Annotated in this window: 16 protein-coding genes and 1 tRNA gene; 1 reads left to right on the top strand and 16 read right to left on the bottom strand. The window is 40.6% G+C overall.

The features are described from left to right. The 5 genes from NT136_02775 to NT136_02755 all read right to left on the bottom strand — a co-directional run. Positions 1-621, bottom strand: a 621-nt coding sequence (locus NT136_02775; GenBank protein MCX6765857.1) for a hypothetical protein, incomplete at its 3' end; no start/stop codon positions are given. Positions 622-635: 14 nt separating this feature from the next. Then, positions 636-953, bottom strand: coding sequence for a thioredoxin (gene trxA / locus NT136_02770; GenBank protein MCX6765856.1), 318 nt, complete (start codon positions 951-953; stop codon positions 636-638). 167 nt (positions 954-1,120) lie between these two features. After that, positions 1,121-1,828: a polyprenyl diphosphate synthase gene (uppS, locus tag NT136_02765; protein MCX6765855.1), complete on the bottom strand. Its 708-nt coding sequence runs from the start codon at positions 1,826-1,828 to the stop codon at positions 1,121-1,123. A gap of 51 nt (positions 1,829-1,879) precedes the next feature. Continuing rightward, positions 1,880-2,932 (bottom strand): flavodoxin-dependent (E)-4-hydroxy-3-methylbut-2-enyl-diphosphate synthase, encoded by a 1,053-nt coding sequence (gene ispG, locus NT136_02760; GenBank protein ID MCX6765854.1) that lies wholly within the window; start codon positions 2,930-2,932, stop codon positions 1,880-1,882. A gap of 142 nt (positions 2,933-3,074) precedes the next feature. Continuing rightward, positions 3,075-4,142 (bottom strand): polyprenyl synthetase family protein, encoded by a 1,068-nt coding sequence (locus NT136_02755; GenBank protein MCX6765853.1) that lies wholly within the window; start codon positions 4,140-4,142, stop codon positions 3,075-3,077. 132 nt (positions 4,143-4,274) lie between these two features. On the opposite strand from NT136_02755, the gene NT136_02750 reads away from it, so the two are divergent. Then, on the top strand, positions 4,275-4,913 hold the full coding sequence (locus NT136_02750; protein MCX6765852.1) for a hypothetical protein: 639 nt from the start codon (positions 4,275-4,277) through the stop codon (positions 4,911-4,913). A gap of 105 nt (positions 4,914-5,018) precedes the next feature. On the opposite strand, the gene NT136_02745 is transcribed toward NT136_02750, so the two are convergent. The 11 genes from NT136_02745 to NT136_02695 form a co-directional block, all read right to left on the bottom strand. Next, positions 5,019-5,092 (bottom strand) — tRNA-Glu (locus NT136_02745). Continuing rightward, positions 5,078-5,347: a GIY-YIG nuclease family protein gene (locus NT136_02740; GenBank protein ID MCX6765851.1), complete on the bottom strand. Its 270-nt coding sequence runs from the start codon at positions 5,345-5,347 to the stop codon at positions 5,078-5,080. Before NT136_02740 ends, NT136_02745 begins: the two co-directional genes overlap by 15 nt. Before the next feature lie 189 nt (positions 5,348-5,536). Next, positions 5,537-5,704: a hypothetical protein gene (locus NT136_02735; protein MCX6765850.1), complete on the bottom strand. Its 168-nt coding sequence runs from the start codon at positions 5,702-5,704 to the stop codon at positions 5,537-5,539. A gap of 35 nt (positions 5,705-5,739) precedes the next feature. Further along, on the bottom strand, positions 5,740-5,922 hold the full coding sequence (locus NT136_02730) for a hypothetical protein (GenBank protein ID MCX6765849.1): 183 nt from the start codon (positions 5,920-5,922) through the stop codon (positions 5,740-5,742). Positions 5,923-6,159: 237 nt separating this feature from the next. After that, on the bottom strand, positions 6,160-7,458 hold the full coding sequence (locus NT136_02725) for a UDP-N-acetylmuramoyl-tripeptide--D-alanyl-D-alanine ligase (protein MCX6765848.1): 1,299 nt from the start codon (positions 7,456-7,458) through the stop codon (positions 6,160-6,162). 203 nt (positions 7,459-7,661) lie between these two features. Beyond that, the gene (locus tag NT136_02720) at positions 7,662-9,431 is read right to left on the bottom strand and encodes a penicillin-binding protein 2 (GenBank protein MCX6765847.1); all 1,770 of its coding nucleotides are present in this window, start codon (positions 9,429-9,431) and stop codon (positions 7,662-7,664) included. Positions 9,432-9,608: 177 nt separating this feature from the next. Next, positions 9,609-9,977, bottom strand: coding sequence for a hypothetical protein (locus NT136_02715; protein ID MCX6765846.1), 369 nt, complete (start codon positions 9,975-9,977; stop codon positions 9,609-9,611). Between the two features lie 52 nt (positions 9,978-10,029). Continuing rightward, on the bottom strand, positions 10,030-10,977 hold the full coding sequence (gene rsmH, locus NT136_02710; GenBank protein MCX6765845.1) for a 16S rRNA (cytosine(1402)-N(4))-methyltransferase RsmH: 948 nt from the start codon (positions 10,975-10,977) through the stop codon (positions 10,030-10,032). A gap of 94 nt (positions 10,978-11,071) precedes the next feature. Then, entirely contained in the window at positions 11,072-11,506 is a 435-nt protein-coding gene (mraZ, locus tag NT136_02705; GenBank protein ID MCX6765844.1) for a division/cell wall cluster transcriptional repressor MraZ, read from the bottom strand. A 293-nt stretch (positions 11,507-11,799) separates the two neighbouring features. Beyond that, on the bottom strand, positions 11,800-12,387 hold the full coding sequence (locus NT136_02700; GenBank protein MCX6765843.1) for an alpha/beta hydrolase: 588 nt from the start codon (positions 12,385-12,387) through the stop codon (positions 11,800-11,802). A gap of 156 nt (positions 12,388-12,543) precedes the next feature. Continuing rightward, a complete protein-coding gene (locus tag NT136_02695; protein MCX6765842.1) occupies positions 12,544-12,804 on the bottom strand; it encodes a DUF5652 family protein in 261 nt (86 codons plus the stop codon). Between the last annotated feature and the right edge of the window lie 33 nt (positions 12,805-12,837).

The following is a 12,837-nucleotide window of genomic DNA, read 5'->3' as shown; positions in this document are numbered from 1 at the left end:
TTTAAGCAATTTTTGGATGTCTTTTAATCTCTCCAGGAATTTTATTCTTTCTTTTTTGACCACAGTGTCAATTTGGCGGGTTGTTATGACTTTAAAAATTTTATCTCGCTCAGAAGCACTTTTGTCAGCTAACATTTTTCTTAGATCGTCTTTGACTATCTGAGCGCATGCCAATACTAGATCAAAAGGAATGTAATAGGCATAAACAGCAAACTCAACAATTTTCAGGTAACTTTTAAAAATTGTTATTAATTCTTTATTTGGTAAATCCCGATAGTATTCTGCACTTTTTTTATAAAGACCGTCAGTCATTTTCTTACAATCAGTGTAAGATTTTTTAAAGAAACTGATCAACTTGGGATAATAACTCTTGTCAGCCAGCAGGTCTTTTATAATCTTTCTAACAATTATATTTTCGATTTTTGCATCCCAGTAAAGAAAAACTTCCCTTTTGTTTTTAGCAGTCGGTGAAGAAACATACTTCCACCAACCGAGCAAATTTTTATAAGGTCTATGCTTCCATGGCAAAAGCATTACTTCCAGCGTAACTTCTTCCCAAAGAACGTCAATTACCCTGATCATCTTTTCAATGTTTTTCGAATCGGAAAACGGTGCGTACATAATTTTATTTTCTCCTACTTAATTTTTTCTAGTTCGCTTTTTAATATCATCTTTGACTGCATCCCGGTAAATTCTTTGACGACTTGGCCGTTTTTGAATATTTTCAAGCTTGGGACTGACATTACGGCATATTTTTCTGCAACGGCGGGGCTATCGTCCACGTTTACCTTCACAATTTTGGCCTTTCCTTCCAATTCTTTGGCCAGTTCATCAATAATTTCCCCCACAATCTGACACGGCCCGCACCAGGAAGCCCAGAAGTCCACCAGTACTGGCTTGTCGCTTTTTAAAATCTCCTGTTCAAAATTACTGTCGTTTAGTTCCAAGTTCATATACTTTTTATGTCATTCCTGCGAAAGCAGGAATCCAGTAAATTATTTTCTAGATTCCGCATCAAGTGCGGAATGACATTTATTAATTTTACATTGTGTAAAGCAACGTTGTTGCCACGCAACTTTACGTTGACATTTTGACTTTTGATTTTTGAATTTTGATTTTATTATTTCCCGTGTCTTCTTTCTCTTCTTTGATATTCTCTTATTGCCTTTTCAAATTCCTTCTCGTCGAAATCCGGATAAAATTTATCCGGAAAATAAAGCTGGGCGTTGGCTATATCCCACATCATAAAGCCAACGGAGAGATGCGGCTCACCTCCCGTGCGAATCAAAAGATCAACCGGCGGCAAGTCCTTAGTCAGCAAATTTTCTTTAATGGTCTCAAATGATATTTTCGCAGCGGGGATTTCACTCTTTACTATTTTTTTCACCGCTTCAAGCATTTCATCGTCGCCGCTGTAAGCCAGCATAATGTTCAAAAAAAACTGCTTATAATGCGCTGTTTTCCTCGCGCATTCCCTGATAATTTTTTTCAGACGCTCGGGAAAAAATTCTTCCCATTTTCCAATAATGTTGATTCTGACTTGATTTTTATGGACATCGTCTGAATCAATGAGTTTGGAAAGATATTTTTCGTAAATTCTTAAAAGGTTTCGCCTTTCCTGCATCGGCCTTTTGCGCAGGTTCTGAATTGATGAGCCCCAAAAAGAAAAACATTTAATTCCCGCTTCTTGGGCCTTGCGCACTAATTTTTCAGTATTTTTCGCTCCCGCTTCATGTCCTTCCCAGGGCTTGAGTCCTCTTTCTCTTGCCCAATGGCGATTGCCGTCGGGAATAATGGCTACGTGTACTGGTAAATTATCTGATTTCATTCTTAATGCTATTTCTGAAGAATTATAATTCTTCAGAAATTAAACAATGGATTAAAATTTCTTCACTTCCTTCAAAAACTCTTCCAATAAATCCTTCTCATCCACTTTTTTAATAATCACGCCTTTTTTGCAAATCAACCCTACGCCATGCCCTCCTACAATTGCCAGATCCGCTTCGCGGGCCTCGCCGGGACCATTCACCACGCAGCCCATAACGGCGACATGCAAACTTTTATCAAAATTGGCCATCTCGGCTTCCACTTTCTTAGCAAGCGTTATCAAATCAATTTCTGTCCGGCCGCAGGTCGGGCAACTAGTGACTGTTATGCCCCGTTTTCTAATTCCTAACGACTTTAAAATTTCCCAGCCAACCCGCACTTCTTCAGTTGGATCAGCCGTGAGCGAAACCCTCAAAGTATCGCCGATGCCTTCAGCCAGCAACATGCCGAGGCCAATAGACGACATAATTGTACCACGGAAAACCGTTCCTGCCTCGGTCACCCCGATATGAAGCGGGTAATCCACTTTCTTTGATAATAACCGATAGGCCTTGACAGTGCGTTCAATGTCCGAGGCCTTGAGAGATATTACAATGTCGCGAAAATTATATTTCTCTAAAATTCTGATATGACGCAAGGCGGACTCTACCATTCCCTGGGCAGTTACTTTTCCCCTGTATTTGGCTAAAATATCTTTTTCCAAAGAGCCGGCGTTAACTCCGATGCGAATGGGAATTTTTTTCTTTTTGGCCGCCAGAACAACTTTTCGGATTTTTTCCTCTGAACCGATATTTCCGGGATTGATCCGGAGTTTGTCAATTCCCTGCCTGATTGCCTCTAATGCGAGGTCTGCCGAAAAATGAATGTCAGCCACCAGCGGAATATTAATTCCCTTTTTTATTTTTCCGATAGCTTTCGCCGCCGTCATATCCGGAACCGCCACCCGGATGATTTCACAGCCCGCTTTTTCCAGCTGCTTTATCTGCGCTACTGTTTTTTTGACGTCCCGTGTGTCGGTATTGCACATTGATTGAACGGCAATTGGATTGCTTCCACCTATCTTTACGCAGCCAATTTGTATAACTTTAGTTTTTTTTCGATTTATCATGTTAGAAATTAAAAAATCAAATATCAAAAATCAAAATGGCAATGTAAAATTAAAAAGGGATTGATTATTTTTGCATTTTGATATGTCATTTTGATATTTGCATTTTGCATTTTGATTTTATTATTCATTACATTTTTCATCAAATTTCTCGGCTTACCATATATTCCGCTATTCCCGCCAAAAATTCTCTTGCTTCTTTTTTAACTTCTATTTTTTCTAATTCCCGCTTTCCCTGAAGAATAAGTTTTTTTGCCAGATTTTGGGCGTATTCAAGAGAGCCTGTATCTTTGACTATTTCCTGAAAATACCGAATGTCTTTGAGAGTTATATCATTTTTACCCAGCAACTCGCTGATTTTTTTCCTTTGCGCCTGGCTGCCCTTCTCTTTCGCTTTGACAACGAGCAATGTTTGCTTGCCTTCTTGAATGTCTGATCCTACCGCTTTTCCTAATTTTTTTTCCGATCCAAACACTCCAAGGATGTCGTCCTGAATTTGAAAAGCAATTCCCACCGGCACCGCAAATTTGTTCAAGCCCTGCAAAATTTTTTCATCACCCCCGCCTAAAATCGCTCCTAAATGAAGCGGACCTTCCATCGTGTATTTAGCCGTCTTATACTCGTACATCTCCAGAATTTCTTTTTCCGAGGCCTTCCGCCGGTACTCAAGATAAATATCCTTAGCTTGACCAACAACTGTTAAAGAAACTATTGACTGAAGACGAGAAAGAGCCTTCATTATTAGCCGGGAACTGAATCCTGAATTGAAAATAATCTGGTTTCCCAGCGCCCCGACCATATCGCCGACAATGATAGCAACGGAGTTTCCAAAGTGTTTGCTGTCACTTCCGGGAAAGAGTTTCTTCCCCAGTTTTTCATACTCAAAATTTATAGTGTTTATTCCATGGCGTTTGCAGTCACGATCAATAATATCATCATGAATAAGAAGAAACAGGTGAATAAGTTCAATGCTTACTGCTGTTTTGATAATTTTTTTCCGCTCCCGGCCTCCCGCCGCGATGTAGCCCCAATACATCAAAGCCGGACGAAGCCGTTTTCCCCCAGCCAGAACTATTTTTTTGACATGGCGAAGCGTCTCGGTTGTTAAAGCGTCTCTCTTGCGGGATTCTCGTATGACCTTATCAAGATACTCCTCAATTTCGACGTCAATTTCCTTCTTGAATTCGGCTAGTGACTTTTTGGCATCCATTAAAATTAAAGTGTTGACTTGTTATTCTATGACTATCTATGATGTTATAATAAATATCAGCGGTTGACAAGAATAACGTTTTCGGCTATCATAGAGTTTGTTTCTTAAAAAACAATACATAAAGGAGGGTTTATGACCGTAAAAAAGGAGGAGAAAATCGCCGGTGAAACGCACGACTTTTTTGAAAGGGTTACCCAAGCCAGAAGATACTGGAACAGCAAGATGCAAATTCTTTCAAGGAAAGGGTTAGGCAAGGAAAAAACCAGCTTTCACATTGAAATCATTAACTCAAAAAAGGAAGTGCTGAGAATGAGTTTTGCCTGTCTGGATATTTTGGAATTATTTAAAAATTTCAGAAATCACCAGCACATCAAACACATTGAAAAAGCAGTACAACCGCGTCTTCTTAAGATAATAAAGGATCACATATTAACAGTTGGCGAACAAGGACTTTCCGTAACCTCAAACATCTTGATAGAGGTTTTCAATGAAATGGAAAGACGGCTGGACACAGAAAAAGAGCGATTGAATAAAGCGAGAAAGAACTTGTACTACACTGCCCGGCATATTTTCAAAGATAAACTAGGCCTCCAGCAAATATCAATTAGAATTGGAATGGACGGTACCTGTATTTATGAAAATTACTTCATAGTTGAGGTGAGAGTAAAAAATCATCCTGCTTTCGAGACAATCACTTTTAGAGAAAAAGATTCCCGAAAAATAATCAAAAGCATGGAGGCCTTTGCCAGCGAAATCTCTTCCGCAAAGTAAAACAGAAAAATCCTCACTCAAAATCGAGTGGGGATTTTTAAATTTGTACCGCGTATGGGATTCGTCCCGCTATCCAGCGGGATTAAGATTATACTAAAATTTTTGTACCGCCAGCGGGAGTCGAACCCGCGATCTTCAGAATGAGAATCTGATGTCCTAGACCACTAGACGATGGCGGCATTATCTATGTACTTTTCAAATAATTTTTTAAGTTTCTTTCTCCCCGCACAAGACTTCCAATATTTTTCTCTAATTTCTATCTCATTTTCATTTTGAATATTTTCCAGAATGAATACTTTAAAATTACCAAAGTCTCTTGTAGTTTTTACCTTTTTATTTCGATGTTCTTTTATTCGTCTTTTTATATCGTCTGTAAATCCAATATATGTTTTCTTCTTATTCTCACTTACTAACCAATAAATAACATATCTCATATTTATAACCTGGCGTCCCCGCCTCGCGTCGATTCGCCGCGAGTCGAGGCGGGCTAGACCACTAGACGATGACGGCATTATACTAACAACAATCTAATTTTATACAAATTACCTAAAAAAATCAAAATTAAAACCTCATTAGCGGTTCATTCTCGTTTGAGAACTTAGTTTCGCTAATGAGGTTTGAGGCTAACAATGCAGAGGTTGAGCCAATAAATTTTTTTCTGCAGCGTTTATCATTTCTTCTATATCCGACAGTGATGTCAGCATATGCTTATCAGGACGCTCGTTAATGTAGGAATAAACTATTGATTCCGCCTCTTTTCTTGCCTCTTCTGCTGTTCTGACTCGAACCATTTAACACCTCCTTCTTCCTTCTTTTATCCACATATTCACACGTGACTAAGAGCTTGAAAAAACTGATTTGCTTTCGTGTAAGCCCTAAAATCTTCATCCTTAATCTCTTTGTTATGGATTGCCTGAACCGTGCTCAGAATTCCCCCATAACTCTTTTCAATATCTTGGATTATCTTCAGGGCCTCTCCTATACTCCTATTTAAATCTTTTTCTGCCATCTCACACCTCCTTTTAAATGACAGTTTATACTTAAAGAACTATCCCTAAAAAACAAACAGAAGACAACTCCCTCTGGAAACTGTCTTCTGTTCTCAAAGCAACTGTGTACAGTGAAGCTTTGAATTTACTTTATTCAGTTATCATTTTTGTTTTTCAGCCAAAAAGTTGCCTTTTTCACTGTACTCTGCATTATACTCCTTTTTCACGATCTGTCAAGTACCTGTGGATAACTTGTTTTAGGGCTTTGCGAAAGGCCTATTTCGCCACTCGGCGGATTGCCGGCAAAGCAGCTTCGAGGCGCTATCAGGTTCCGCCATTAAGCCCTCCACGATTTTTTCCATCCTCATTGACTGCGAGCCCTTCACTAAAACGAGATCTCCCTTTTTTATAAACTCTTTTAATATTCGGCTGGCTTCTTGAGGGCTTTCGAAATAATGCATTCTTTCTGGAGAATAACCGAGTGTCTCCAGCTCATTCATAGCCAACTTCATCCGCTCACCGACCGCGAAAAACAAGTCAGCGTTTATTTCAAAAACTTTGCGGGCGACTTGGCGGTGCCCTTTTTCCATTTCCTTCCCCAGTTCCAGCATATCTCCCAGCACCGCTATTTTGCGCAGAGCCCTAAGATTTTCCAAAGCAGTCAGTGCCGCAACAGCGGATGCCGGAGAGGCGTTATAGGTGTCATCAATAACTAAACTATCTTTGATTCCTTTAATCAATTTCATCCTCCCCGGCGGAGCTGAAAACTGTTCCAGCGCCTCGGCAATGTCAACCAAATTTATTTTTAGAGCGATTCCGGCCGCCGCTCCCGCCAGCACGGCGCCAATCTGATGAGAAGCCAGAACGTGGGGCAGGCGAACCGGGATGAACTTTCCCTCATAGTTTAGTTTAAAAGCAATCCCCTCCGGTTCTTTTTCCCCTTGGACATAAGTTACATGGGAAGCTCTCAAATCCGCTTTTTCCTCAAACCCGAAAGTGATTACCCGGGCTCTGGTTTCGTCTTTCATGGAAAAAATTTTCTCATCGTCGGCGTTAAGAATAGCTACTCCGTCCTCGCCAAGTCCTTCCAATATTTTTCCTTTCTCCTTGGCAATCTGGTCAACGTTTTTGAAAAATTCCAAGTGGCTGGAAGATATCGACGTAACCACACCGATTTTCAAGGGGATAAAGCTCGCAAGATATTTCATATCCCCCGGCCGGTCCACTCCCATTTCCAAAACCAAAACCTCCGGATACCGAAAAGGAAAAACAACCGCTTCTGTCCACCGGGCAGTTACTTTCACCCATCCCCACAAAGACCGCCCTCCGCTTTCAGATCCGATAACAGTCAAGGGGATGCCGATCTCGTTATTGTAATTCTTTTCATTTTTGCGCACTCTAAATTTTGAGGAAAGCACTAAAAATACCGCTTCTTTGGCAGAGGTCTTTCCCACTGAACCGGTAATGCCGATAACTAGCGGCTTGTACTTTTTGAGAACCGCAATCGCCATCCAGCGCAGAATCATTTCTAGCATTTGAATTTTCTTTGATTTCATAAATTCTCTACGAATTACGAATTTAGTACGAATGTACGAATTTGTTATTTACAAGTCAAATGAAAATTTTTGAAAAATTTTTCGGAGCCGGAATATCTCCGGCAAAAACTTATAATTTTTATTGCGGTCAGCGACTTTTAAAAACCTCGGGATACCACGCGCAGCAATTTTGAAAAAATTTTTATTTGACTTGCGATAACCGCTTATTCCTCTGTCGGCTTCACTCCATAGTATTCTAAGAGAAACTTCATTACTTTGGCAAACGCGGGAGCGGCAGTCGATTCCGCCCACTGGACATCTTTGGGATTATAAACCTTTACCAACACCACAAACTGTGGATCATCAATCGGGGCATATCCGGCAAATGACCCGACAGTGATTCCCTCTTCGTACCCTTTTTCTTCCGCCTTGGCGATTTGCGCCGTTCCGGTTTTTCCTCCCACCAGATACCCGGGAACACCGGCTCTTTTCCCGTGGCCGTTTAGCACCACGCTCAAAAGCATACTACTAACTTTTTTGGCCGCATCCTGGGAAATCACCCGCCTAATCTCCTGGGGCTGCACTTCTTCTGCTTGCCCGTCCGGATAAATTATTTTTTCCACGATCTGCGGTTTCATTAACCTTCCGCCGTTGGCAATGGCTGCGTAGGCATTCGCCAATTGAAGCGGAGTAACAGTGGTCCCTTGCCCGAATGAGGCGGTAAAAAAGTGGATGGTGCGTTTTGTCTCCTCCAGATTTCTAACACTTCCGGGTGACTCTCCGGGAAGCTCGATACCAGTTTTCTCCCCGAAACCAAATGCTTTTACGTAATCGGCGAATTTTTTGTTGCCTATCTGCTTTTCAATAAATATCGCGCCGGTATTAATAGAATTATCAAGAACCTGTGTCATTGTTTGCCTGCCATATGCTTTTTCCTCTGAATTTTTTATCACGTAGCCCGCCTCCTTCACGCTGCCGGTGTCAACATACTCGGTATCGGGTGTTATCTTTCCGTCATCAATGCCAGCCGCCGCGGTAACCGCTTTGAAAACCGAGCCGCATTCATAAGGGGTACTGACTGCCGGATTCATAAAAAGGGAAAGGTCTTCGTTTTTGGAGTATTCATTTGGATTAAAACTGGGATAATTAGCTATGACTAAAATTTTGCCGGTTTTTGGATCCATCGCGATAATCGTCCCATTGTCTGCTCCGTGCTTTTCCACTGTTTCTTTTATAATCTTTTCCGCTTCATATTGAACTGTGCGATTGATGGTAAGAACCAGATCCGCTCCGTCCCGAGCCGGCTGGATTTCCCTGTCAGCAATGGAAATCCATCCTCCCCGTGTGTCTTTTTCCTGGCGCAGATTGCCCTTCTCTCCCCGCAGTTCTTTTTCCCAAAAGGCCTCAAGGCCATATTGTCCCCGATATTCCTCCCCGCTGGAGCCGACAAAACCAACTACTTGAGCCGCCAGCTCTCCCCCGGGATAGTAACGAAAACTTTCCGGCATCAGGTAAATTCCAGAAATATTTTCTTCTTTTATTTTAGAGACCTCTTCTTCGCTCAACTTATGTTTCAAAACTTCGAACATATCACCGGCATCAGAAAGTTTTGCGTCTATTTCTCCTTTCTCAAGGCTTAAGATAGAAGCTATCGCCGAAGCCGTTTTTTCTCTGTCATTAATTTCTTTGGGAACGGCATAAGCCATCTGGAGTTCCTGATTAACGGCCAAAGGGTAAAGTTCTCTTTCATCCTCAAGATAAATTTCCCCGCGCTGGGGGGTAAGTTCCCGAGAGACCTTGTACTGATTTTCGGCTACCGCCAAATACATCTCGTGGGCTTTTACTTGTAATTGGTATAATCGGATAAAAATGACTCCAGCCGCCAAAAAAACAAAAAATACCAGAAAATAAATTCTCCAGTATTGCAATAATGAACCAGACGTCGTTTTTCGATTTTTTAACACATTGCCCCGCGCTGCAAAGTTAGCCGCCATAATTTCATTTTAACAGCTAGTTAAAATATGAATCTCCGCAAGCTTATGTATGCAGTATCTCCTGAATTTTTGGCGGAGTGAAATCCGCCGGAGCAGAAGATACATCTTCATATTTATCCCCGGGCTCACGTCCGAGGTCTTCTGTGAAGGCGGATAAAGTAAGTTGTCCGGGTATTGTTATTTTAAAGCAACGGGGCTTTTTTCCTCAATATAACTGATATTAGCCGCCTCCGACATATTAAACTGTTTGCTTGTTTCCTCAATATAATACAGCGACTTTAATTCAGCTTCCTTGATCCGCAATTGTTCATTTTCCTTCTTTAGTTGAGATATATCTTTTTCAACTTGGCGAATTTGATATCCTTTCGTCGCGCTGCTGTTAATGAAATAGAGATACAATATTCCCGCCAAGGCGATAAACAAAGCCACAACAAACCATGGGCTGGCAAACCCCGGCTTTTGAATTTTATATTTGTCTTTGTTTTTCGCTGCTACCGTCCCCCAGTGGCAATAGCCCCCCTTTACTAGCACTCTGCTTCCTGTCATTTACTCTGCGCCCCCTTGCACTAATTTATTTTTATATTTGCTTTATTATTTTTTAAATTTTCTCTGCTATCCTTAACTTGGCACTTCTAGATCGAGGATTTTCAGTTCTCTCTTTTTTTCCCGGCACTATGGGCCGAGCGGTAATAATTTTAACTACTGGCTTTTTCAGACATCGGCAGATTGGAAATTCGGGCGGACAAATGCATCCCCTCGCATTTTCCCGAAATATTTCCTTGACAAGGCGATCTTCTCCCGAATGAAAAGAGATAACCGCGATCCTGCCTTTGCTCTTGAGAATCTCAAATGCTTGGCTAAGAAATTTGCGAAGATTCTCCAATTCTTGATTAACTTCCATCCGGATGGCTTGAAATGTCTTGGTGGCAAAGTGGATTTTCCTGTGTTGATATGATTTAGGAACTGCTCTGGCAATGACACTAACTAATTCGTAAGTGGTCTGAATCGGCTTGCGCCTTCTTTCCTGGACGATTTTTCTAGCGATTAGACCTGCATGCCTTTCGTCGCCTAACTGCCTAAAAATATTTTCCAGCCGCCGCTCGGAATAAGTATTCACAATGTCACCAGCCGTCATTTTTAATTCACGATTCATCCGCATGTCCAGAGGCCCGTTTTGCTGAAAACTGAATCCTCTTTTGGCATCCTTCAACTGATCAGAAGAAATTCCTAAATCAGCCACAATCCCGTGAACTTCAAAAACTTTCAAAGAAAAAACAATATCTTTAAGATTGGCAAAATTATTATGAGCCAACCTTACGCTTTCTTCCTTTAGGTTTAACTTTAAACTGGCTAATGTCTTTTTAAATCCGGCAATGGCTTTTTCGTCCTGATCAATGGCTATCAATTTTCCGCCCGGAAGTATTTTTTCCAGGATCGCCATACTGTGTCCTCCGCCACCCAAGGTGGCATCGATAACAATCATACCCGGTTTCAAATCCAGTAAGTCAATAGTTTCTTTTAAGAGAACGGGTTTATGAATAATCATTAAATCAAAAATCAAATATCAAAATGTAAAATTATTTCTCTTTTTAAATTTTGATTTGTCGTTTTGATTTTTAATTTTTGCATTTTTAATTATTTTAATACACTCCTAGTTTCCCCAGCTGTTCGGCTATTTCGTCAGTGTTTTTTTCTGCTTTTTGCTTATAGGAGCTCCACGATCTCTCATCCCAGATTTCCAAGCGGTTGAAAAGTCCCGCCACAATTATGTTTTTCTTAAGAGCGGCGTATTTCTTGAGATATTCCGGAAGAAGAATTCTTCCTTGCCGGTCAACATCCACATCCGTGGCTCCGGCCAGCATCAGACGGATAAAACTGCGCGTTCCTGATTCTCCCACAGGGAGAGTTCCGAGCTTTGCCGCCAGTTCATTCCAAGTTTTCAAAGGATAAACAAAGAGGCATTTGTCCAGCCCCCTGGTGACAACCGCTTTTGCTCCTAGTTCTTTTCGAAACTTTGACGGAAGAGCCAGTCGTTTTTTTGGATCTATCGTGTGACTATATTCTCCGATAAACATTCTAATTGCCTACGAATTACGAATAAATACGAAATTACGAATTTCAAAACGGGTTATTCGTACTTTCGTACAAGTTCGTACTTCGTAGTGATTCCACACTTTATACCACTCTTTACCACTGTGATGTAATTTTACACCACTATAATCCATCTGTCAACACTTCTTTCCAAACAAAAAAGTGGCTCTATTGAGCCACTGGGCAGTAAATTTATCCACAAGTTATTGACTTTTCTTCTAATTTAAGAGATGTCCCATTCTTAATGTAACAGCGCGCTTGCTTAATTTCAAAATATCTATTTACCTTGTTTTAGTATATCCGAAAAAATTTGAAGAACAGATGGCGTTTCATAAACTCCATCTTCACCTGTAAAATGCCCTTTATTCTTTTCAATAATAATTTCAGCGTTTAATTTCTCTGAAAATAATTTTTTGTTTTCTTCCAACGGAACAAACGGATCATTATCTGAAAATACGGCAATGAAATTATGAGTGGCGCTTTTTACTTTTTCAAAGTCAATGGGAGTATTTATCCAGGGATCTGCTATTTCCCATTCCTCTTTGGTTTCCAAATTTTTAAGTATGAACCAGCCGGAAACAAATACAGCACCTCCAATTTTTTTGTTATTTAATTTTTCCAAATATCTCAGAATCGCCTGGCAGCCAATGCTGTGCCCGATGAAATAGGTATCTTCATTGGGGCTTGGAACAATCTCCAAAAGATGATTAACCCATTCGTCAATTGTCGGTTCTTCCGTATTGGGCATAGCCGGAATAAAGACCTCAAATCCCTCTTTTTCCAGTTTACTTTTAAGCCACGGAAACCAGGCATCCTCCGGACGCCCTTCCCAACCGTGAATGATATAAACTCTTTTTTGTTTCATACAAAAATAAATTATCTCGCAGCAGTTGGCGAAATGTCTATGTCATTCCGGACTTGATCCGGAATCCAGTAAATTTATAGATTCCCGCTTTCGCGGGAATGATATATCCTGCACTTAATTTGTTTCTTGATCTTGCTTTAGGGAAATATTTTTTGATTATAAACCCTTTATTAAATTATTTCCATTCTGGGAAGGCGTATCCTTCGATTCCGTTTTTAAATACTCCTCCTTTTTCTTACTAAACACAAAAATATAAAGAATTTCAAGAATTGCCAGGGTATTAAGAATCAGAAGCACAACAAACCAGACCTTATGACCATTGCGCGCTGATTTCCATAGTGCTACTCCTTTCCAAGGAAAAGTCCAAAGAATCGCCAGCCAGATTATCCACTGATTTTCAAAAATAATTTTTTCCATTTATCTTTTCTGATAAAGACCAATAAGAACTGC

It is taken from the genome of Candidatus Moraniibacteriota bacterium (assembly GCA_026396275.1).
Lineage (GTDB): Bacteria > Patescibacteriota > Minisyncoccia > Moranbacterales > JAPLXC01 > JAPLXC01.
This window is presented reverse-complemented; position numbering and strand designations above follow the sequence as displayed.

Bases quoted from the DNA above. Each gene is read 5' to 3' on its own strand.
- NT136_02740 (MCX6765851.1), bottom strand. From the start codon at position 5,347: ATGAGATATGTTATTTATTGGTTAGTAAGTGAGAATAAGAAGAAAACA.
- NT136_02755 (MCX6765853.1), bottom strand. From the start codon at position 4,142: ATGGATGCCAAAAAGTCACTAGCCGAATTCAAGAAGGAAATTGACGTC.
- NT136_02725 (MCX6765848.1), bottom strand. From the start codon at position 7,458: ATGAAATCAAAGAAAATTCAAATGCTAGAAATGATTCTGCGCTGGATG.
- NT136_02695 (MCX6765842.1), bottom strand. From the start codon at position 12,804: ATGGAAAAAATTATTTTTGAAAATCAGTGGATAATCTGGCTGGCGATT.
- trxA (MCX6765856.1), bottom strand. From the start codon at position 953: ATGAACTTGGAACTAAACGACAGTAATTTTGAACAGGAGATTTTAAAA.
- rsmH (MCX6765845.1), bottom strand. From the start codon at position 10,977: ATGATTATTCATAAACCCGTTCTCTTAAAAGAAACTATTGACTTACTG.
- mraZ (MCX6765844.1), bottom strand. From the start codon at position 11,506: ATGTTTATCGGAGAATATAGTCACACGATAGATCCAAAAAAACGACTG.
- NT136_02735 (MCX6765850.1), bottom strand. From the start codon at position 5,704: ATGGTTCGAGTCAGAACAGCAGAAGAGGCAAGAAAAGAGGCGGAATCA.
- NT136_02720 (MCX6765847.1), bottom strand. From the start codon at position 9,431: ATGGCGGCTAACTTTGCAGCGCGGGGCAATGTGTTAAAAAATCGAAAA.
- NT136_02750 (MCX6765852.1), top strand. From the start codon at position 4,275: ATGACCGTAAAAAAGGAGGAGAAAATCGCCGGTGAAACGCACGACTTT.
- uppS (MCX6765855.1), bottom strand. From the start codon at position 1,828: ATGAAATCAGATAATTTACCAGTACACGTAGCCATTATTCCCGACGGC.
- NT136_02715 (MCX6765846.1), bottom strand. From the start codon at position 9,977: ATGACAGGAAGCAGAGTGCTAGTAAAGGGGGGCTATTGCCACTGGGGG.
- NT136_02730 (MCX6765849.1), bottom strand. From the start codon at position 5,922: ATGGCAGAAAAAGATTTAAATAGGAGTATAGGAGAGGCCCTGAAGATA.
- NT136_02700 (MCX6765843.1), bottom strand. From the start codon at position 12,387: ATGAAACAAAAAAGAGTTTATATCATTCACGGTTGGGAAGGGCGTCCG.